The 19376-nt window shown below is 76.0% G+C and carries 22 protein-coding genes and 1 pseudogene; 20 read left to right on the top strand and 3 right to left on the bottom strand.

Annotation, left to right across the window (positions count from 1 at the left end; all coding sequences use genetic code 11):
• Positions 1-36: 36 nt before the first annotated feature.
• From gmk to MODMU_RS15760, 5 genes are all read left to right on the top strand, one after another.
• Positions 37-612: a guanylate kinase gene (gmk, locus tag MODMU_RS15780; RefSeq protein ID WP_014741311.1), complete on the top strand. Its 576-nt coding sequence runs from the start codon at positions 37-39 to the stop codon at positions 610-612.
• Between the two features lie 83 nt (positions 613-695).
• A complete protein-coding gene (gene rpoZ, locus MODMU_RS15775) occupies positions 696-959 on the top strand; it encodes a DNA-directed RNA polymerase subunit omega (protein WP_014741310.1) in 264 nt (87 codons plus the stop codon).
• Between the two features lie 77 nt (positions 960-1036).
• Positions 1037-2257 (top strand): bifunctional phosphopantothenoylcysteine decarboxylase/phosphopantothenate--cysteine ligase CoaBC, encoded by a 1221-nt coding sequence (coaBC, locus tag MODMU_RS15770; RefSeq protein WP_014741309.1) that lies wholly within the window; start codon positions 1037-1039, stop codon positions 2255-2257.
• Positions 2258-2396: 139 nt separating this feature from the next.
• Positions 2397-3620 (top strand): methionine adenosyltransferase, encoded by a 1224-nt coding sequence (gene metK / locus MODMU_RS15765; RefSeq protein WP_014741308.1) that lies wholly within the window; start codon positions 2397-2399, stop codon positions 3618-3620.
• Between the two features lie 45 nt (positions 3621-3665).
• Positions 3666-5612: a primosomal protein N' gene (locus MODMU_RS15760; RefSeq protein ID WP_014741307.1), complete on the top strand. Its 1947-nt coding sequence runs from the start codon at positions 3666-3668 to the stop codon at positions 5610-5612.
• Between the two features lie 85 nt (positions 5613-5697).
• Here MODMU_RS15760 and MODMU_RS28580 read toward each other — a convergent pair whose 3' ends face one another.
• Positions 5698-5835, bottom strand: a complete 138-nt coding sequence (locus MODMU_RS28580; protein ID WP_014741306.1) for a hypothetical protein — start codon at positions 5833-5835, stop codon at positions 5698-5700.
• Positions 5836-5847: 12 nt separating this feature from the next.
• On the opposite strand from MODMU_RS28580, the gene MODMU_RS15755 reads away from it, so the two are divergent.
• The 5 genes and pseudogenes from MODMU_RS15755 to MODMU_RS29595 all read left to right on the top strand — a co-directional run bounded on the left by MODMU_RS15755 (position 5848) and on the right by MODMU_RS29595 (position 9157).
• A complete protein-coding gene (locus tag MODMU_RS15755; protein ID WP_041795345.1) occupies positions 5848-6069 on the top strand; it encodes a hypothetical protein in 222 nt (73 codons plus the stop codon).
• 182 nt (positions 6070-6251) lie between these two features.
• Positions 6252-6809 carry a peptide deformylase gene (gene def, locus MODMU_RS15750; RefSeq protein WP_014741304.1) on the top strand — a complete coding sequence of 186 codons (558 nt, stop codon included), beginning with the start codon at positions 6252-6254 and terminating at the stop codon, positions 6807-6809.
• On the top strand, positions 6806-7747 hold the full coding sequence (fmt, locus tag MODMU_RS15745; RefSeq protein ID WP_041795343.1) for a methionyl-tRNA formyltransferase: 942 nt from the start codon (positions 6806-6808) through the stop codon (positions 7745-7747). The genes def and fmt overlap by 4 nt, the downstream gene beginning before the upstream one ends.
• A pseudogene (locus MODMU_RS29600) lies at positions 7744-8151 on the top strand (transcription antitermination protein NusB); the annotation flags it as partial. The gene fmt and the pseudogene MODMU_RS29600, both read left to right, overlap by 4 nt.
• Before the next feature lie 313 nt (positions 8152-8464).
• Positions 8465-9157, top strand: coding sequence for an RsmB/NOP family class I SAM-dependent RNA methyltransferase (locus tag MODMU_RS29595; protein WP_014741302.1), 693 nt, complete (start codon positions 8465-8467; stop codon positions 9155-9157).
• An 18-nt stretch (positions 9158-9175) separates the two neighbouring features.
• On the opposite strand, the gene MODMU_RS15735 is transcribed toward MODMU_RS29595, so the two are convergent.
• Positions 9176-9529, bottom strand: a complete 354-nt coding sequence (locus MODMU_RS15735) for a VOC family protein (protein WP_014741300.1) — start codon at positions 9527-9529, stop codon at positions 9176-9178.
• A 237-nt stretch (positions 9530-9766) separates the two neighbouring features.
• Between MODMU_RS15735 and MODMU_RS15730 the strand changes: the two genes are divergently transcribed.
• The 9 genes from MODMU_RS15730 (at position 9767) to MODMU_RS15690 (ending at position 16122) form a co-directional block, all read left to right on the top strand.
• Positions 9767-10228, top strand: a complete 462-nt coding sequence (locus MODMU_RS15730) for a hypothetical protein (RefSeq protein ID WP_014741299.1) — start codon at positions 9767-9769, stop codon at positions 10226-10228.
• 46 nt (positions 10229-10274) lie between these two features.
• The gene (rpe, locus tag MODMU_RS15725; protein ID WP_014741298.1) at positions 10275-10934 is read left to right on the top strand and encodes a ribulose-phosphate 3-epimerase; all 660 of its coding nucleotides are present in this window, start codon (positions 10275-10277) and stop codon (positions 10932-10934) included.
• Between the two features lie 20 nt (positions 10935-10954).
• On the top strand, positions 10955-11986 hold the full coding sequence (gene ribD / locus MODMU_RS15720; protein ID WP_041796892.1) for a bifunctional diaminohydroxyphosphoribosylaminopyrimidine deaminase/5-amino-6-(5-phosphoribosylamino)uracil reductase RibD: 1032 nt from the start codon (positions 10955-10957) through the stop codon (positions 11984-11986).
• Position 11987: 1 nt separating this feature from the next.
• Positions 11988-12605 (top strand): riboflavin synthase, encoded by a 618-nt coding sequence (locus tag MODMU_RS15715; RefSeq protein WP_014741296.1) that lies wholly within the window; start codon positions 11988-11990, stop codon positions 12603-12605.
• Positions 12602-13900 carry a bifunctional 3,4-dihydroxy-2-butanone-4-phosphate synthase/GTP cyclohydrolase II gene (locus MODMU_RS15710; protein WP_014741295.1) on the top strand — a complete coding sequence of 433 codons (1299 nt, stop codon included), beginning with the start codon at positions 12602-12604 and terminating at the stop codon, positions 13898-13900. Before MODMU_RS15715 ends, MODMU_RS15710 begins: the two co-directional genes overlap by 4 nt.
• Positions 13897-14406 carry a 6,7-dimethyl-8-ribityllumazine synthase gene (gene ribH, locus MODMU_RS15705; protein ID WP_014741294.1) on the top strand — a complete coding sequence of 170 codons (510 nt, stop codon included), beginning with the start codon at positions 13897-13899 and terminating at the stop codon, positions 14404-14406. The genes MODMU_RS15710 and ribH overlap by 4 nt, the downstream gene beginning before the upstream one ends.
• Positions 14403-14666, top strand: coding sequence for a phosphoribosyl-ATP diphosphatase (locus MODMU_RS15700; protein WP_014741293.1), 264 nt, complete (start codon positions 14403-14405; stop codon positions 14664-14666). The genes ribH and MODMU_RS15700 overlap by 4 nt, the downstream gene beginning before the upstream one ends.
• A 59-nt stretch (positions 14667-14725) precedes the next feature.
• Entirely contained in the window at positions 14726-15592 is an 867-nt protein-coding gene (hisG, locus tag MODMU_RS15695) for an ATP phosphoribosyltransferase (protein WP_014741292.1), read from the top strand.
• 107 nt (positions 15593-15699) lie between these two features.
• Positions 15700-16122, top strand: a complete 423-nt coding sequence (locus MODMU_RS15690) for an SSI family serine proteinase inhibitor (RefSeq protein WP_041795340.1) — start codon at positions 15700-15702, stop codon at positions 16120-16122.
• A 15-nt stretch (positions 16123-16137) separates the two neighbouring features.
• Here MODMU_RS15690 and MODMU_RS15685 read toward each other — a convergent pair whose 3' ends face one another.
• Positions 16138-17145 (bottom strand): oxamate carbamoyltransferase subunit AllH family protein, encoded by a 1008-nt coding sequence (locus MODMU_RS15685; protein ID WP_014741290.1) that lies wholly within the window; start codon positions 17143-17145, stop codon positions 16138-16140.
• Between the two features lie 397 nt (positions 17146-17542).
• Between MODMU_RS15685 and MODMU_RS15680 the strand changes: the two genes are divergently transcribed.
• Positions 17543-19369 carry a PucR family transcriptional regulator gene (locus tag MODMU_RS15680; protein ID WP_166503513.1) on the top strand — a complete coding sequence of 609 codons (1827 nt, stop codon included), beginning with the start codon at positions 17543-17545 and terminating at the stop codon, positions 19367-19369.
• Positions 19370-19376: the final 7 nt, after the last annotated feature.

The following is a 19376-nucleotide window of genomic DNA, read 5'->3' as shown; positions in this document are numbered from 1 at the left end:
CTGTCCCGACCGACGCCCGTCCCGAGGACGCCCGGAGTGGCCCGTCCGCACGCCCGCCTGACGGTCCTGTCGGGCCCCTCCGGCGTCGGCAAGGGCACGGTCGTCGCCGAGGTCCGGCGCCGGCACCCCGAGGTGTGGGTGTCGGTGTCGGCCACCACCCGCAAGCCGCGGCCCGGTGAGGTGGACGGCGAGCACTACTGGTTCGTCGACGACGCCTTCTTCGACGACCTGATCGCCAAGGGCGGCCTCCTGGAGTGGGCGGAGTACGCGGGCAACCGCTACGGGACCCCCAAGGACCCGGTCGACGAGCAGCTGCGGGCCGGCTCGCCGGCGCTGCTGGAGATCGAGCTGCAGGGCGCCCGCCAGGTGCGCGAGCGCGCGCCGGAGGCACAGCTCGTCTTCCTGGCCCCGCCCTCGTGGGCGGCGCTGGTCAGCCGGCTGGCCGGCCGGGGCACCGAGCACCCGGAGGTCCAGGAGCGCCGGCTGGCCCTCGCGCAGGCCGAGCTGGACGCCGCCGGGGAGTTCGACGTGGTGGTCGTCAACGACGACGTGGCCCGGGCCGCGGACGAGTTGGTACGATTGCTGACTGCGCCACCGCCCGCCGGTCCCTGACCGGCGCGGAAGCGCACCCGAGGCGACCGAGCGGAGCACCTCCGCCGCCCGCCCGCACACCGAGTTGAGGAGCACGCCCGCCCGTGTCCGGAGTCGCACCCGCCCCTGAGGGCATCACCAACCCGCCCATCGACGAGCTGCTCGAGCGCACCAGCAGCAAGTACGGGCTGGTCATCTACGCCGCCAAGCGCGCGCGCCAGATCAACGCCTACTACAGCCAGCTCTCCGAGGGCCTGCTGGAGTACGTCGGCCCGCTGGTCGACACCGCACCCCAGGAGAAGCCGCTCTCGATCGCGCTGCGCGAGATCAACGAGGGCCTGCTGACCCACACCGCCGGCGAGAACTAGGCCGACACCCCCGAACTGATGACGAAGCCCCTGGCAGCCGCCGGGGGCTTCGTCGTGCCTGGGGGAGGATGGGCGGCATGAGCCGGATCGTGCTGGGCGTCGGCGGCGGCGTGGCCGCCTACAAGTCGGCGCTGCTGCTGCGCGCGCTCACCGAGCGCGGGCACGACGTGCGGGTGGTGCCCACCGCGTCCGCGCTGCGCTTCGTCGGCGCGGCCACCTTCGAGGCGCTGAGCGGCAACCCCGTCTCCACCGAGGTGTGGGACGACGTCCCCGAGGTCGCCCACGTGCGGATCGGGCAGACCGCCGACCTCGTCCTGGTCAACCCCGCCACCGCCGACCTGCTCGCCCGCGCCGCGTCCGGCCGGGCCGACGACCTGCTCACCGCCACGCTGCTCACCGCGCACTGCCCGGTCGTGTTCGTGCCCGCCATGCACACCGAGATGTGGCTGCACCCGGCCACTCAGGACAACGTGGCCACCCTGCGCCGCCGCGGCGCGGTCGTGCTGCCGCCCGCCGTCGGCCGGCTGACCGGCCCGGACTCCGGTCCCGGCCGGCTGCCCGAGCCCGCCGACGTCGCCGCGCTGGCCGAGGTGGTCCTCACTGCCGGTGCCGCGGCGCTGCGGCCGGACCTCGCCGGCCGCCGGGTGCTGATCAGCGCCGGGGGCACCCGCGAGCCGCTGGACCCGGTGCGGTTCCTCGGCAACCGCTCCTCCGGCATGCAGGGCTGGGCGCTGGCCCGGGTCGCCGCCGCCCGCGGCGCCGAGGTCGTGCTGGTCGCGGCCAACGTGGAGGTGCCGGCACCGTTCGGCGTCCGCGTCGTCCCGGTCGGTTCGGCCGAGGAGCTGCGCACGGCGATGACCGCCGAGGCGCCGTCCGCGGACGTCGTGGTCATGGCCGCCGCGGTCGCCGACTTCCGCCCCGGCACGGTCGCCGCCAGCAAGCTCAAGAAGGGCAGCACCGGCGAGCCGACGTCGGTGGACCTGGTCCGCAACCCCGACGTCCTGGTCGAGCTGGTGGCCGCCCGGCCGCCCGGGCAGCAGGTGGTCGGCTTCGCGGCCGAGACCGGTGACGCCGAGGGCGACGTGCTCAGCCACGCCCGCGCCAAGCTGGCCCGCAAGGGCGTCGACCTGCTGGTGGTCAACGACGTCTCGGCCGGGCAGGTCTTCGGCCGCGCGGACAACGAGGTCACCGTGCTCGCCGCCGACGGCACCGTCACGCCCCTCCCGGCCGGCCGCAAGGACGTCGTCGCCGCGGGCGTCTGGGACGCGGTCGCCGCCGCGGCCACCGGGTCGGGCTGACGGCTCCTCCGCACCGCACGTCCACAGCCCGCGGGCACGCCGGACAGCTGTCGGTCCGCGCCGGTAACCTCAGCCGTCGGGGCCACCCACCAACCGGACGCGACCACCGCGTGCGGCCACCGATCGCAGGGAGAACCGAGTGCCACGCCGTCTCTTCACCTCCGAGTCGGTGACCGAGGGCCACCCCGACAAGATCGCCGACCAGATCAGCGACTCGATCCTGGACGCGATGCTCGAGCAGGACCCGCGCAGCCGGGTGGCCGTCGAGACCCTCATCACCACCGGTCAGGTGCACATCGCCGGGGAGGTCACCACCTCCGGCTACGTCGACATCGCCGACATCGTGCGCAGGACCGTGCTCGGCATCGGCTACGACTCCTCGCGCAAGGGGTTCGACGGTGCCTCCTGCGGCGTCAGCGTCTCCCTCGGTGCGCAGTCCCCGGACATCGCGCAGGGCGTCGACTCCGCCTACGAGGCCCGCACGGCCGGCCTCAGCGACGCCGAGCACCGCGCCGCGGTCGCCGACGACCTGATCGAGCGCCAGGGCGCCGGGGACCAGGGCCTCATGTTCGGCTACGCCTCCGACGAGACGCCCGAGCTGATGCCGCTGCCGATCGCGCTGGCGCACCGGCTGTCCAAGCGGCTGTCCACCGTCCGCAAGGACGGGTCGGTGCCCTACCTGCGGCCCGACGGCAAGACCCAGGTCACCGTTGTCTACGAGGACGACCGGCCGGTCGCCGTCGACACCGTCGTCGTCTCCTCGCAGCACGCCGAGGACATCTCGATCGACACCCTGCTCGCCCCCGACGTGCAGGAGCTCGTCGTGGAGCCCGAGCTCGCCGCGCTGGGCCTGCCCACCACCGGCTACCGGCTGCTGGTCAACCCGACCGGCAAGTTCGTCATCGGCGGCCCCATGGGCGACGCCGGGCTCACCGGCCGCAAGATCATCGTCGACACCTACGGCGGCATGGCCCGGCACGGTGGCGGTGCCTTCTCCGGCAAGGACCCCTCGAAGGTCGACCGGTCCGGCGCCTACGCGATGCGCTGGGTGGCCAAGAACGTGGTCGCGGCCGGCCTGGCCCGCCGCTGCGAGGTGCAGGTCGCCTACGCGATCGGCGCGGCCCACCCGGTCGGGCTGTTCGTGGAGACCTTCGGCACCAACACGGTGCCCGAGGAGGCGCTGGAGAAGGCGATCAGCGCGGTGTTCGACCTGCGCCCCGGCGCGATCGTCCGCGACCTGGACCTGCTCCGGCCCATCTACGCGCCGACCGCGGCCTACGGCCACTTCGGCCGCACCGACGTCGAGCTGCCCTGGGAGCGGCTGGACCGGGTCGACGCGCTGAAGTCCACGCTGGCGGTCTAGCTGACCAGCACGCTCCTCGACGCCCCGGACGCCCGCACCGCCCGGGTGGCCCGGGTCGTCGTCGACGTGCCGCTGGCGCACCTGGACCGGCCCTTCGACTACGCCGTCCCCGACGAGCTGGCCGAGCAGGTGGTGGCCGGCTGCCGGGTGCGGGTGCGGTTCGCCGGCAAGCTGGTCGACGGCGTCGTCCTCGAGCTGGCCGGCAGCACCGACCACACCGGCAAGCTCGCCCCGCTGGCCAAGGTGGTCTCCGCTGAGCCGGTGCTCACCCCCGAGGTCGCCGAGCTGGCCCGGTCGGTCGCCGACCGCTACGCCGGCTCGATGACCGACGTGCTGCGGCTCGCCCTGCCGCCGCGCCGGGGCGCCCCGGAGAAGAAGCCGCGGCTCGACCCGCCCCCGCCGCCGGCGGCCCCCGACCCGGCCGGGTTCGCCCGCTACCCGACCGGCCCGGAGCTGCTCGGCGCCGTCGCCGCCGGCCACCCCGCCCGGGCCGTGTGGACCGCGCTGCCGGGGGAGGACTGGCCCACCCGGCTGGCCGAGCTGGCCCAGGCGGCGCTGTCCGGGGGGCGGGGGGCGCTGGTCGTCGTCCCCGACGGCAAGGACCTGGACCGGCTCGCCGCCGCCGCCGAGCGGCTGCTGCCCGCGGGGTCGGTCGCGGTGCTGCGCGCCGACGCCGCCCCCGACACCCGCTACGGACGCTTCCTGTCCGCCTCGCGTGGCACCGCCCAGGTCGTGCTGGGGACCCGCGGGGCGGTGTTCGCCCCGGTGCGCGACCTCGGCGTGGTCGTCATCTGGGACGACGGTGACGACCTGCACGCCGAGCCCCGCGCCCCCTACCCGCACGCCCGCGACGTGCTCGTGCACCGGGCACATCTCGCCTCCTGCGCCGCGGTGGTCGCCGGCACCGCCCGCACGGCCGAGGCCGCGCTGCTGGTGGAGTCCGGCTGGGCGCACGAGCTGGTCGCCGACCGCGCCGCGCTGCGGGCCGCCGCGCCGCGGGTGGAGGCGCTGGGCAGCGACTTCGAGCTCGCCCGCGACCCCGGTGCGCGGTCGGCCCGGCTGCCCACGCTCGGCTTCGCCGCCGCCCGCCGGGCGCTGGCCGACGGGACGCCGGTGCTCATCCAGGTGCCCCGCTCCGGCTACGTCCCCTCCTTGGTCTGCGACCGCTGCCGTGCCCCGGCCCGCTGCGCGCACTGCGCCGGACCGCTCGGCATCGCGCCGTCGCCCGGTGCCGGCGGGGTCCGGATCGCCGCGTGCCGCTGGTGCGCGCGGCCGGCGGCGACCTTCGACTGCCCGCACTGCCACGGCGCCAAGCTGCGGGCCGCGGTCATCGGCGCCTCCCGCACCGCGGAGGAGCTGGGCCGGGCCTTCCCGGGTGCCGCGGTGCGGGTGTCCGGCCGGACCTCCGGGGTGCTGGCCACCGTCCCCGGCGACCCGGCGATCGTCGTCGCCACCCCGGGGGCCGAGCCGGTCGCCGAGGGCGGGTACGGCGCCGCGCTGCTGCTGGACTCCTGGGCGCTGCTGGGCCGCGCCGACCTGCGGGCGGGGGAGGAGACGATGCGCCGCTGGATGAACGCGGCCGCGCTGGTCCGCCCCGGCGGGCACGTGGTGGTCGCCGCCGACGCCGCGCACCCGGTGGTGCAGGCCCTGGTGCGCTGGGACCCGGCCGGGCTGGCCACCCGGGAGCTGGCCGACCGGCGGGAGCTGGGGTTCCCGCCGATCACCCGGATGGCCTCGCTGTCGGCGTCGTCGGCGTCGCTCGCCGAGTTCCTGGCGGCCCTGCGGCTGCCCGAGGGGGCCGACGTCCTCGGGCCGGTGCCCGAGCCGCCCCGCCCCGGGCAGGAGGGCGAGCGCGAGCGGTACCTGGTCCGGGTGCGGCGCAGCGACGGCGTGGCGCTGGCCCGCGCGCTGCACGAGGTGCAGGGGGTGCGCAGCGCGAAGAAGGCGCCCGAGCACGTGCGCGTCCAGTTGGACCCCCTCGAGCTCGCCTGATGAGACACCCCGTCCTCCTCACCCCTCGCAAGCTCGGGGCGAGCCTCGGGACGGGGGCCGGCGGGCCCCTGCACGGGGGCCGACATCAACTGGTGGGGGAGTCCAGCAGCGCCGCGAGCTCGTCGTCCAGGGTCGCCGTCCCCTGGTCGGTGAGGGCGCGCATGGTGGCCTGCCGCCACCGGGCCGGCAGGGTCGAGGCGGCGGTGGCCAGGCCCACGGCCACCCCGAGCAGCAGGTGCGGACGCCGGGCGCCGCGCCGCCGCAGCAGCCGGCCAGCGGTGCGTCGGCCACGGTCACCGCCAGCCCCCAGGCACCGGTGACCAGCCCGTGGTCCAGCCAGTTCGCCAGCTCGCCGGGGCTCACCGGCTCCGGTTCCACCCCGCGGACGGCGAGCCGCAGCGCGGGCAGCTCCTGGACCGCGGCGTCGAAGGTCGCGGCGGTGCCGGCGGCCAGGTAGAGCCGCCGGCGGGCGGGGGAGCGGGCCGGGTGGTCGAGGGCCGCCTCGGCCAGCCCGACCGACAGTCCGTCGACGGTGCTGCTCACCAGGGCGCGGGCGTGATGGGCCGTGATCGGGGTCACGAGGGCACCGTAGCGACGTCGCCCTGCGGCGGCGCGCGGCGCGGCACCTACGATCGTCCGGTGAGCGTCACCCCCATCCGGATCATGGGCGACCCGGTGCTGCGCACCCCGGCCGCCCCCGTCGTCGACTTCGACGCGGAGCTGCGCCAGCTCGTCGCCGACCTGACCGACACCATGCACGCCGCCGGCGGTGCGGGCATAGCCGCGCCGCAGATCGGCGTCGGCCTGCGGGTCTTCACCTGGTACGTCGACGGCGAGGTCGGTCACCTGGTCAACCCCGACGTCACGCCGGTGGGCGAGGAGACCGAGGAGGACGCCGAGGGCTGCCTGTCGATCCCCGGCTTCCGCTTTGACTGCCGCCGGCACCTCTACGTGGCCGCCACCGGCTGGAACATGCACGGCGAGCCGATCCGGGTCGAGGGCTCGCACAAGCTGGCCCGCGCCATCCAGCACGAGACCGACCACCTCGACGGCGTGCTGTTCGTCGACCGGCTGGACGCCGAGGCCCGCGAGGCGGCGCTGTCGGTGCTCCAGGACGCTGCCTGGCAGGGCGAGCAGGCCTACCTGCCCGACGGCTCGCCCCTCCCGGCGCCGGTCGTGAAGGTGAGCCCCCACTGAGGCTCCTGTTCGCCGGCACCCCCGCCCCGGCCGTGGTGGCGCTGGACGCGCTGCTCGGCTCGGACCACGAGGTGGTCGCCGTCCTCACCCGGCCGGACGCCCCGTCCGGTCGTGGCCGGCGGACCAGCCGCTCGAGGGTGGCCGAGCGTGCCGACGTCGCCGGCATCCCCGTGCTCCAGCCGCGGAGCCCCCGCGAGCCGGAGTTCCTGACGACCCTGGGCGAGCTCGCCGTCGACTGCGCCCCGGTGGTGGCCTACGGCGCGCTGGTCCCGCCGGCGGCACTGGACCTGCCCCGGCACGGCTGGGTCAACCTGCACTTCTCGCTGCTGCCGGCCTGGCGCGGTGCCGCCCCGGTGCAGCACGCGGTCATGGCCGGTGACGAGGTCACCGGTGCGGCGACGTTCCAGCTGGAGGCGGGCCTGGACACCGGCCCGGTCTTCGGCGTCGTCACCGAGCCGATCGGCCCCCGCGACACCGCCGGTGACCTGCTCGACCGGCTGGCGGTCAGCGGTGCCGGGCTGCTGGTCGCCACCCTCGACGGCATCGCCGACGGCTCGCTGCGCGCCGAGCCGCAGCCGGCCGAGGGGGTCAGCCTCGCGCCGCGGATCGAGACGGCGGACGCGCGGGTCGACTGGACCCTGCCGGCCCACGTCGTCGACCGCCGGGTCCGCGGGGTCACCCCGGCCCCCGGCGCCTGGACCACCTGGCGCGGCAACCGGCTGCGGCTCGCGCCGGTCGAGCCGCTGTCCTCCTCGCTGTCGCTCGAGCCGGGGGAGCTGTCGGTCGGCGTGACCGGTGTGCTCGTCGGCACCGGGCGGGGTGCGGTGCGGCTCACCGAGGTGCAGCCGGCCGGCAAGCGGATGCTGCCGGCAGCCGACTGGGCGCGCGGTGCCCGGCCGGAGCCCGGCGAGCGGCTGGGCGAGCAGGTGGGCGCATGACCGGCCCGGCCCGGCGCGCCGGCCACAAGCGGCGCAACGACCCCGGCACCGGCAACCAGCGGCCGCAGTCCCGGCGGCACCGGCCGGTCCTGGACGGCGCCCGGCTCACCGCCTACGACGTCCTCGACGGCGTCTCCAGCCGGGACGCCTACGCCAACCTGCTGCTGCCCCAGCTGCTGCGCGAGCGCCAGCTCGAGCCGCGCGACGCCGCCTTCGCCACGCAGCTCGCCTACGGCACGCTGCGGGCCACCGGCACCCTGGACGCGGTGCTCACCACCCTGGTCTCCCGCCCGCTGGCCGAGCTGGACCGCAAGGTGCTGGACCTGCTGCGGCTGGGCGCCTACCAGCTCGTCGACCTGCGGGTCCCGGCGCACGCGGCGGTCGACACCACGGTGGCGCTGACCCGGGCGATCGTCGGCACCGGCGCCTCGGGCCTGGTCAACGCGGTGCTGCGCAAGGTCGCCGCGGGCGGTGACCGCGCGGCCTGGCTGGAGCGGCTGGCCCCGGCCGACGAGGACGCCCGGCTCTCGCTGCGCACCGACCACCCGCGCTGGATCGTCGAGGCGTTCCGCGACGCGCTCGACGACCCGGCCGAGATCGAGGCGGCGCTGCTCGCCGACGACGCCGCACCCGAGGTGCACCTGGTCGCCCGGCACGTGGACCGGGACGAGCTGGCCACGGCGTCCGGCGGGGAGCCGGTCCTGGTCGCCGTACGCGGTGCGGCTGCCCGGCGGCGACCCCGGCAAGCTCGCCGCCGTCCGGTCCGGGGCGGCCGCGGTGCAGGACGAGGGCAGCCAGCTCGCCGCGCTGGCGCTGGTCCGCGCGCCGCTGGAGGGCCCGGACGCCGCCTGGCTGGACATGTGCGCCGGCCCCGGCGGCAAGGCGGGGCTGCTGGCCGCCGTCCGCCCCGCCGGTGTGCGGCTCACCGCCGCCGACCGCAGCGAGCGCCGCAGCGAGCTCGTGCGCGGCGCGCTGGCCGGGGAGGACGACGTCGAGGTGCTCGTCGCCGACGGCACGGAACCGGGCTGGCCGGCCGGGTCCTTCGACCGGGTGCTGCTCGACGCGCCCTGCACCGGGCTGGGGGCGCTCCGCCGCCGGCCCGAGGTGCGCTGGCGGCGCACCGCGGACGACGTCGCGCCGCTGGTCGAGCTGCAGCGCCGGCTGCTGGACAGCGCGCTGGCCTCGGTGCGGCCCGGGGGAGTGGTGGCGTACGTGACCTGCTCGCCGCACGCGGCCGAGACCGTGGGCGTCGTGTCCGCGGTCGCGGACCGGGACGACGTCGAGGTGCTGCCCGTCGCGCCGCTGTTCCCCGAGGTGCCCGGGCTGGCCCGCGGGGACGCCGCGCAGCTGTGGCCGCACCGGCACGGCACCGACGCGATGTTCATGGCCCTGCTGCGCCGGACGGTCTGAGGCACCGCCCCGGGCGGCTCAGTACTCGACCCGGAAGTCGCCGATCAGGGTGACCACGTTGCCGTCGGGGTCGGTGACCGAGGCCAGCTGGACGCCCTTGGTCACCGTCTGCGGGTCGTCGGCCACCAGGTCCCGGGCGCGCAGCTCCGCCAGGTGCGTGGGCAGGTCGTCGACGGCCAGGTTGAGCAGGGACCGGCCGGCCCGGTCGGCGTCCACGTGCACCTGGACCCAGCCGTTGCCGGTGACCCGCCACTCGGCGAGCGTCGGCATCGGCCGGTTGTCCGGTGCCCGCCCGAACAGCCGCTCGTACCAGGGGACGGCGGCGTCCAGGTCCGACACCGGGACGACGGCGAGCAGGCGGTCGACGGCCATGACGGGTCCTCTCCTCGGTTGCTGCCAGGAGGACCGGCGCCGGGCCGTGGACTCATCGACCCGGCGGCGTTCCCGCGGGAACGCCGCCGGCCCTGCCGGGGGACGCAGCGCAGCCGGCCCGGTGCGCCGTGTGACGCCTGCCCCTCGGGTCCCGGCCGGCAGGTTTGCCGGGACCCCGACCCGTCGATGCAACGAGCCCGCCCAGCAGTCGGCGGAGGCCGGCGGCCGGGGGTGGCGATGGCGGACGGGTTCACCGTGGAGGTGCGCCACCGCGACGGCATCGTGCTGGTCGTCGCCCGGGGTGACCTGCGCGGGGACGCCGAGGCGCTCGGCAACCTGGTCGGCCTCACGCTGCGCGCGCTGGACGACCAGCCGGCGGTGATCTCGATCTGCGACGTCTACGTGCACCACGCCGACGGCCTGGCCGCGCTGCGCTGGCTGCTGCGCCAGCGGCCGGCGGGGGCACCGACCGTCGTCATCGCCCGGTCCGCGCAGCGGCGCCGGCTGCCCGGGCTCTTCGGCGGTCAGGTGGCCTGGTACCCGGCCGAGCTGCACACCCCGTGGATCGGCGTGGCCGCGTCGCTGTCCCACCGGCGGCGGCACCTGACCGGGGACCAGCTCACCGACCCCGGGGAGGAGCAGATCAGCCGGCTGCTGTGGGCCGCCGCCCGCGAGCGCGCCGTCGCCGGCCCCGGCTGACGGCGCTCGACGGGGGGCGGGGAGGGGGCCACCTACGATCTCCTCCGTGTCCCGGGAACCCATGATCGCGCCCAGCCTGCTGTCCGCGGACTTCGCCCGGCTCGCCGACGAGGTGCAGCGCATCGCCGACGCCGACTGGGTGCACGTCGACGTCATGGACGCCCACTTCGTGCCCAACCTGACCCTGGGCCTGCCGGTCGTCCAGGCCATCCAGCGGGTCAGCCCGGTGCCGCTGGACTGCCACCTGATGATCGAGGACCCGGAGCGCTGGGCGCCGGGCTACGCCGAGGCCGGCGCCCGCAACGTCACGGTGCACGCCGAGGCGTGCAGCGACCCCCGCGCCGTGGCGCGCGACCTCCGGGCCGCCGGTGCGCTCGCCGGGCTGGCGCTGAAGCCGGGCACCCCGCTGGAGGCCTACCTCGACGTGCTCCCGGAGTTCGACACCCTGCTGGTGATGACCGTCGAGCCCGGCTTCGGCGGCCAGTCCTTCATGCCCGAGGTGCTCCCCAAGGTCCGGGAGGCCCGCCGGCTGGTGCAGACCGGTCACCTGCAGCTGTTCCTCGAGGTCGACGGCGGCATCAACGCCGACACGATCGGTGCGGCCGCCGAGGCCGGTGCCGACGTGTTCGTGGCGGGCTCGGCGGTCTACGGCGCCGAGGACCCGGCCGCGGCGATCGCCGGACTGCGGGCACTGGCCGCCCGGTGACCCCCGCCGAGCAGGCGGCCATGGCACGCGCCCGGGAGCTCGGGCTCCGGGTCCTGGGCACCACGAGCCCCAACCCGCCGGTGGGCGCGGTGCTGCTCGACGCCGCCGGCACGGTCGTGGGGGAGGGCGCCACCTCGCCGCCGGGCGGACCGCACGCCGAGGTGCAGGCGCTGGCGCAGGCCGGCGAGCGCGCCCGCGGTGGCACCGCCGTGGTGACCCTCGAGCCGTGCGCGCACACCGGCCGCACCGGCCCGTGCGCCGACGCGCTGGTGGCCGCCGGGGTCGCCCGGGTCGTCGTCGCCGTCCCCGAGCCGACCCGGCTCGCCGGGGGCGGGGCCGCGCGGCTGCGTGCGGCCGGCATCGACGTCGAGCTCGGCGCCGAGCAGGCCGAGGCGGAGCTCGGCGCGCTCGCCGCCTGGCTGACCGGCGTCACCGAGCACCGGCCGCACGTGGTGTGGAAGGTGGCCAGCACGCTCGACGGCCGGGTCGCCGCCGCCGACGGCACCAGCCGGTGGATCACCGGACCCGAGGCCCGGGCGGAGGTGCACCGGCTGCGGGCCGGCTGCGACGCCGTGCTGGTCGGCTCCGGGACGGCGCTGGCCGACGACCCCCAGCTCACCGTCCGCGACGCCGAGGGCCGCAACGTCGAGCGCCAGCCGCTGCGCGTGGTCCTCGACCGCCGCGGCCGGGTGCCGGCCACCGCCCGCGTGCACGACGACGCCGCCCCGACCCACGTCAGCCGCGCCGCGGACCCGGCTGCCCTGCTCGCCGAGCTCCACGACCGCGACGTCCGCCGGGTGCTGCTCGAGGGCGGCCCCACGCTGGCCGCGGCGTTCCTCGCCGCGGGCCTGGTCGACGAGGCCGTGGTGCACGTCGCACCCCAGCTGCTGGGCGCCGGGACCCCGCTGGTGGGGGACCTGGGAATCAGCACGATCACCTCGGCGCTGCACCTGCACGTCACCGACGTCACCCGCCTGGGCGGGGACGTGCAGATCCGGTTGCGGTCCACCCGGCACACTGGGGGGCCAGGACCGACCGGCGGAGGGAGCTGAGGTGTTCACCGGCATCGTGGAAGAGCTCGGCACCCTGGTCGTGCGCGAGGACGGCGCGGACAGCGCGGTGCTGCGCATCCGGGCGCGCAGGGCGCTGGAGGGGGTCGCGCTGGGCGACTCGATCGCGGTCAACGGCGTCTGCCTGACCGTCACCGGCGTCCAGCCCGACGACGACGGCAGCGCCGTGTGGAGCACCGACGTGATGGCCGAGACCCTGCGCCGCAGCAGCCTGCGCGACGTCGCGGCCGGCGACCCGGTGAACCTCGAGCGCGCCGTCACCCCGCAGACACGGCTCGGCGGCCACATCGTCCAGGGCCACGTCGACGGCGTGGGCACCGTGGTGTCCCGCACGCCCGGCGACGACTGGGAGGTCGTGCGGGTCGCCGTCCCGGCCGACCTGGCCCGCTACGTCGTCGAGAAGGGCTCGATCACCGTCGACGGCGTGTCGCTGACGGTGAGCGCGCTGGCCGACGAGCCGGAGCCCTGGTTCGAGGTCAGCCTCATCCCGACCACCCTGCGTGAGACCACCCTGGGCGAGCGCGCTCCCGGTGACACCGTCAACCTGGAGGTGGACGTGATCGCGAAGTACGTCGAGCGACTGTTGGGAGCACGCCGGTGACCGAGGTGCAGAGCGGGTTCCCGCTGGACTCCGTGGAGAGCGCCATCGCGGCGATCAAGAGCGGCCGCCCCGTCGTCGTCATCGACGACGAGGACCGCGAGAACGAGGGCGACCTGATCTTCGCCTCCGAGCTCGCCGCCCCCGAGCTGGTGGCCTTCATGGTCCGCTACACCTCCGGCTACATCTGCGTCGCGGTCACCGAGGAGGACGCCGACCGGCTGGACCTGCCGCCGATGTTCCGGGTGAACCAGGACCGCCGCGGCACCGCCTACACCGTGACCGTGGACGCCCGCGAGGGCGTGACCACCGGCATCTCCGCCTCGGACCGGGCGCACACCATCCGCACCCTGGCCTCGGCCGAGTCCGACGCCGCCGACCTGGCCCGCCCCGGCCACATCGTGCCGCTGCGCGCCAAGGACGGCGGGGTGCTCCGCCGGCCCGGTCACACCGAGGCCGCCGTCGACCTCGCCGTCCTGGCCGGCCTGCGCCCCTCCGGGACGCTGTGCGAGATCGTCAGCGAGAAGGACCCGATCGGCATGGCGCGCGGCGAGGAGCTCCGCGTCTTCGCCGACGAGCACGACCTGGTGATGGTCTCCATCGCCGACCTGATCGCCTACCGCAAGCGCTTCGACAAGCTGGTCGAGCGGGTCGCCGAGGCGCGGGTGCCGCTGCGCGCGGGGGAGTTCACCGCCGTGGGCTACCGCAGCTCCTACGACGAGCGCGAGCACGTCGCCTTCGTCTACGGCGACCTCGCCGACGGCGAGGACGTCCTGGTCCGGGTGCACTCCGAGTGCCTCACCGGGGACGTCTTCGGCTCGCTGCGCTGCGACTGCGGCCCCCAGCTGGACGCCGCGCTGGCCGCCGTCGCGCACGAGGGCCGCGGCGTCGTGCTGTACATCCGCGGGCACGAGGGCCGGGGGATCGGCCTGCTGCACAAGCTGCAGGCCTACCAGCTGCAGGACACCGGCGTGGACACCGTCGACGCCAACCTCGACCTCGGCCTGCCCGCCGACGCCCGCGACTACGGCACCGGCGCGCAGATCCTGGTCGACCTCGGCGTGCACACCATGCGGCTGCTGACCAACAACCCGGCCAAGCGCGCCGGGCTGGAGGGCTACGGTCTCAAGATCACCGGTCGGGTCTCGCTGCCCACGCACGTGACCGCGGACAACGTCGGTTACCTGCGCACCAAGCGGGACCGGATGGGACACCTGTTGGAGATCATCGAACCGGACGGCCCCGCGGCCGCCGAGGGGAGCGACGTCCCGATGCGCCAGAACGAGCAGCCGGTATGAGCGGGTCCGGAGCGCCCACGCAGCAGCCGGTCGACGCGGCCGGCCTGACCCTGGGCATCGTGGCCACCACCTGGCACGCGGAGATCACCGAGTCGCTGCTCCGCCGGGCCGTCGCCTGCGCCGAGGCCTCGGGTGTGCCCGAGCCGACCGTCGTCCGGGTGCCCGGCGCCATCGAGCTGCCGGTCGTGGCCCAGGCGCTGGCCGCCACCCACGACGCCGTGGTCGCCCTCGGTGTCGTGGTGCGCGGCGGGACCCCGCACTTCGAGTACGTCTGCGACTCCTTCACCGCCGGCCTGACCCGCGTCGCGCTGGACTCCGGCAAGCCGGTGGGCAACGGCGTGCTCACCACCGAGGGCGAGCAGCAGGCCCGCGACCGGGCCGGCATGGACGACTCGGCCGAGGACAAGGGCTGGGAGGCCACCGCCGCCGCCCTGCAGACCGCGCTCGTCCTGCGCGACCTGCGCACCCCGCGGCAGAGCACCGGCTTCGGCGTGGCGCAGGCGTGAAGTCCTTCGACGAGCTCTTCGCCGAGCTGAGCGGGAAGGTCGCGGCCGGCGACCCTGGATCGGGCACCGTCACCGCCGTCCGGGACGGCGTGCACGCGGCCGGCAAGAAGGTCGTCGAGGAGGCCGCCGAGTCCTGGATGGCCGCCGAGTTCGAGGACGCCGGCCGGACGGCGGAGGAGATCAGCCAGCTCCTCTACCGGGTGCAGGTGCTCATGCTCACGCGTGGGCTCTCCCTCGACGACGTCTACGCTCACCTCTGAAGAAGGACCCCCTCGCCCCCGACGCGGGGCCTTCCATCACCTCACCTAGGAGCTCTCCCGTGCTGCGCGTCGCCGTGCCCAACAAGGGCGTCCTGAGCGAACCCGCGGCGGCGATGCTCGCCGAGAGCGGGTACCGGCAGCGCCGCACCACCAGCGAGCTGGCGGTCTACGACCCGGAGAACGACACCGAGTTCTTCTACCTCCGGCCGCGGGACATCGCCGTCTACGTCGCCGCCGGGACCCTGGACGTCGGGATCACCGGGCGCGACATGCTGCTGGAGACCACCCCGACGGACGGCGAGGGTGCCGTCGCCGCCGAGGTCATGACGCTGGGCTTCGGCCGCTCGTCCTTCCGCTTCGCCAGCCCCGCCGACTCCCCGGTCGACGAGGTGGCCAAGCTGGAGGGAAAGCGGATCGCCACCGCCTACCCCGGGCTGCTGCAGCGGTTCCTGGACGAGTCGGGCATCAAAGCCTCGGTCGTCAAGCTGGACGGCGCGGTCGAGACCGCCTGCCGGCTCGGGGTCGCCGACGCGGTGTGCGACGTCGTCGAGACCGGGACGACGCTGCGCGCGGCCGGCCTGCGGATCATCGGCGACCCGGTGCTGGCCAGCGAGGCGGTGCTCGTCCGCCGGACCGGCGCCGAGGAGATCCCGCAGGTCGCCCAGCTGATGCGCCGGCTCAAGGGCGTATTGGTGGCCCGGCAGTACGTGATGCTCGACTACGACTGCCCCAACGACCTGCTGGCCCGGGCGACCGCGGTCACCCCGGGCCTGGAGGGCCCGACGGTCAGCCCGCTGCAGACCGAGGGCTGGTCGGCGGTGCGGGCGATGATCCGCAGCACCGACACCAACCGGGTGATGGACGAGCTGTGGGAGCTCGGCGCGCGCGCGATCCTCGTCACCAGCATCGCCGCCTCCCGCATCTGATGAAGGACCACCCTTCCCCCCACGCCTCGCACGCTCGGCGCGGGGCCCTGAAGGGTGGCCGTTCCAGCACGTCACCTCGGCTCGCGGCGGGACCCTGCACCGGGGTCATGGGAGCCGTGGTGCTGGGCGTGCTGCTCGCCGGCTGCGGTAGCGGCTCCGAGAGCGCGTCGCCGTCGTCCTCGTCGCCGGCTCCCTCGTCCGCGGCACCGGTCACCGGGGAGCTGGTCGTCGTCCTGGACCGCGGCGAGGGCGGGGAGCCCGAGCGCTACACGCTGAGCTGCGGCGACCCGGTCAGCGGCGACCTGCCGGACCCCGCGGCGGTGTGCGCCCACCTGCAGGGGCTCACCGACCCCTTCGCGCCCCTACCGGGTGACCAGGTGTGCAGCCAGCAGTACGGCGGGCCGGAGACCGCGCAGGTCACCGGCCGGTGGGCCGGTGCCGACGTGGACCTCGCCCTCGCCCGCACCAACGGCTGCCAGCTCGCCCAGTGGAGCTCGCTGGGTCCGCTGCTGCCCGCCCCGGGCGGCTGACCCGGGGCGTCGCGGTCAGCGCGGCCGCGTGGTGCGGTCCACCAGGTCGATCGCGGTGCAGAGCCCGAGGCCCAGGGCCCGGCCGCTGGTCGAGCCGGTCGCCAGCAGCGCCCGGATCGCCGGGGCGAGCGCCCCGTCGCCGACCAGCCCGCGGAGCACCGCGGCGAACTCGCCGCTGACCCGGCCGGCCGCGGCGTGCCGCAGCAGTGCCCGGGAGAGCTCGGTGGTCCGGCCCGCGGCCAGCGCGGTGACCCCGGCGCCGAAGCGCTCGGCCGCCGGGTGCCCGAGGAGCACCAGCCCGGCGGTGGTGCCGGCCAGCACGTCGTCGCCGGCCGGGGTGAGCCCGGGGCCGAGCCCGACGAGCCGGGTGGCGGTGCGCAGCGCGGCGTCGAGGTCGGCGCGCCGGACGGCGCCGCGCAGCGCGGCGAGCGGGCCGCTGGGACCGCTGGGCAGGCCGGGCAGCACGAACGCGCTGTGCGGCACGCCCTCGCCGTAGAGCGCCGCGCGCAGCTGGCGCACCCCCTCCGGCAGCAGGGCCGGCTGTGCGGTGGGCAGCTTGGGCCGGGGGTCCCACCAGGAGGCGGCGCTGACCGTCAGGTCGCCGACGACGAGCCGGCCACCGCCCACCTGCGCGGGGGCACCGCTGGGCACCGACACCAGCGGACGCCCGTTCGACGGCCGGAACAGCACGCAGCCCAGCGGCAGCCGGGCCGCGTCGGAGGTCAGCACGCCGACGACGTCGGGACCTGCCGGCGTCTGCACGGTGAGGTACACCGCGGCCGGCACGCTGAGCAGCACCCGGGCCGACCGGACGGGGCCGCGGAGCAGCTCGGCCACGCCGGTGCTCGCCTGGGCCGGGACGGAGGCGCGGGCGTGCCCGGATCCGTGCCTGTCCGAGGTGTGCGGCAGGTGGATCGTGGGTACGCCCGCCCGTGCCGCCCGCCCGGAGTGCGGAGTGCGGTGGGTCGTGGTCGACTGGGTACCGGCGGCAGTCTGTCCGCCGGTGCTCTCGTAGGTGCGCATGTGCCCTCCACCCGTGCGGCTGACGGAGCCCGCTGGTGGGCCGGCCCCGTCCCGGTTCGTCCGTCCGGTCGGAGGTCGACGGACCCGCAGGATCACAGGCGGCCTACCATCCGAGCCGGCACAGGTCCCGGGAGATGAACCTAGGTGGCGCGTCCCCGGTACCTGTATGGCGATTCTCGCCAAGCTCGGCTATTGCCGTCCAGAGACGTCTGACAGAATCTCGCGCAGATGTCTCGTGCGCGGCGTTTTGGGGGTACGTACAGTGACTGAACGTGAGGCATCCGTGATCTACGCCGCTCACAGCGATCGGGCGGCTACTTTCAGTACCGGGCCGGCGTCTGCCGAACCGGTCCTGTCCCAGGTCGCCCCGGCCGACCGGAGCACCCTGCAGGACAGCATGGGGCTCACCGTCGACCAGTTGCTGCAGCTGCCCGGGCTCGAGGGCACGGTCGTCGTCGGCGGGGCCACCGGCACCCGGCGGATCGTCCGGCACGTCGCCGTCGACGACCCCGCGGAGCCGCTCGCCGGCGCCGGTCCGGATGTGCTGGTCGTGCTCGGCGGCCGGTTGCCGCAGGCGGACCCGGCGCAGAGCCGGGGGCTCATCGAGCAGCTGCACCGCGGCGGCAGCGGCGCGCTCGCCTACCGCTCGGAGGTCGCGGCGGGCAGCGTCGCGGGGGAGATGCCGGCGGAGGTCCTCGCCGAGGCCGACCGCCGCGGCTTCCCGGTGCTCGCGCTGCCCAGCAGCACCCGGCTGGACGAGGTCGTCGCCGAGGTGCTCGGCGCGATCATCGACAAGCAGACCCAGGCGCTCTCGCTCGCCAACCGGATGCACAACCAGTTCATCGACGTCGCGCTGTCCGGCGGTGGGCTGGCCGAGGTGACCGCCCAGGCGTCGACCATCCTCGCCGGCGCCGCGGTGCTGGGGCTGGGCCCCGACCGCGAGGTCGCCTTCAGCGCGGGTCCGCAGGAGGAGGTCGCGGAGATCCGTGACTGGCTGTGGCTGCTGGACGCAGCGGCGGACGACGCGTTCGCCGACCTGACGCCCTCCCGGCGGCTGTCGGGGAACCGGGCCGACCAGAGCGTGGTCACCCCGGCCGACGTGCTCGCCGACGCCGACCTGTCACCCGCCGACGGGATCCTGCTCGTCCCCGGCCACCACGAGCTGCCCGGCGGGACGGGCGAGTACGCCGTCGCGCCGATCATGGCCGGCGAGCAGCGGCACGGCTGGCTGGTCGCGGTCAACCGGCACGGCCCGATGCTGCTCGGCGCCGGTGCCGTCCTCGAGCAGGCCGCCGTCATCGCGGCGCTGTCGGAGATCCGCTCCCAGGCCGTGCACTCCGTGGAGCTGCGCTTCCAGGGCGACCTGGTGCGCCGACTGGTCGGCGGCGTCGTCGGCCACACCGAGCGGACGCTGGCCTACACGCGCTCCTTCGGCTGGCGGCTCGACGGGCCGGTCGTCGTCCTGGTCAGCGGCACCGAGACCGTCGCCGACGCCAGCGCCGACCCGACCCGGGCGCTGGACGTGCTGGACCGCCTCGCCGACGGCTGGCGGGCCGCGGTGGACGCCGAGGTGGCCGGTGCCGCGGTCGCGGGGCTGGCCACCGAGATCGTCACCGTGCTGCCGCTGGACGGGCGCACCCCCGAGGAGCTCTCCGCCCTGGTCGCCGCGGTCACCGCCCGGGTCAACGCGCGGCTGCGCCGGGTCGGCCGGCTGCTGGGCACCGGCATCGGGCGCCCGGCGGAGTCGCTGTCGGCACTGGCCGAGGCCTACCAGCAGGCGCAGCGCGCGCTGGTCGTGGGCCAGGAGATCCACGGCGGGCACGCAGTCACCCACTTCGACCAGCTCGGGGTGTTCCGGCTGCTGTCGCTGATCCCGGACAGCAACGAGCTGCGGTCCTACGTCGACGAGGTGCTCGGGCCGCTGGCCGACTCCGGCGACCCGGACTCCACCGACCTGCGCGACACGCTGCGGGTGCTGCTGGAGACCAACCTCAACGTTGCCGAGTCCGCGCGCCGGCTGCACTTCCACTACAACACGATGCGGTACCGGATCGGCAAGCTCGAGCGGCTGCTCGGGCCCTTCACCACCGACCCGACGCTGCGGCTGAACCTGCTGCTGGCCCTGCACGCCGCGCGGATGCGCGGGCTGGACCAGCCGCACCGGCCGCCGGTGGAGAGCATCGCGGCCCTGGTCCTGGACGACGGCCTGGAGTCGCTCGTCTGAGTCGGGC

The sequence above is a fragment of the Modestobacter italicus genome, from assembly GCF_000306785.1.
GTDB classification, from domain to species: Bacteria; Actinomycetota; Actinomycetes; order Mycobacteriales; family Geodermatophilaceae; genus Modestobacter; species Modestobacter italicus.
This window is presented reverse-complemented; position numbering and strand designations above follow the sequence as displayed.

Coding starts and splice junctions, on each gene's coding strand:
- MODMU_RS15685 (WP_014741290.1), bottom strand. CDS start 17,145: ATGCGCACCTACGAGAGCACCGGCGGACAGACTGCCGCCGGTACCCAG.
- coaBC (WP_014741309.1), top strand. CDS start 1,037: ATGAGCCGGATCGTGCTGGGCGTCGGCGGCGGCGTGGCCGCCTACAAG.
- MODMU_RS15680 (WP_166503513.1), top strand. CDS start 17,543: ATGGGGCTCACCGTCGACCAGTTGCTGCAGCTGCCCGGGCTCGAGGGC.
- ribH (WP_014741294.1), top strand. CDS start 13,897: ATGAGCGGGTCCGGAGCGCCCACGCAGCAGCCGGTCGACGCGGCCGGC.
- ribD (WP_041796892.1), top strand. CDS start 10,955: ATGGCACGCGCCCGGGAGCTCGGGCTCCGGGTCCTGGGCACCACGAGC.
- MODMU_RS15735 (WP_014741300.1), bottom strand. CDS start 9,529: ATGGCCGTCGACCGCCTGCTCGCCGTCGTCCCGGTGTCGGACCTGGAC.
- MODMU_RS15690 (WP_041795340.1), top strand. CDS start 15,700: ATGGGAGCCGTGGTGCTGGGCGTGCTGCTCGCCGGCTGCGGTAGCGGC.
- MODMU_RS15730 (WP_014741299.1), top strand. CDS start 9,767: ATGGCGGACGGGTTCACCGTGGAGGTGCGCCACCGCGACGGCATCGTG.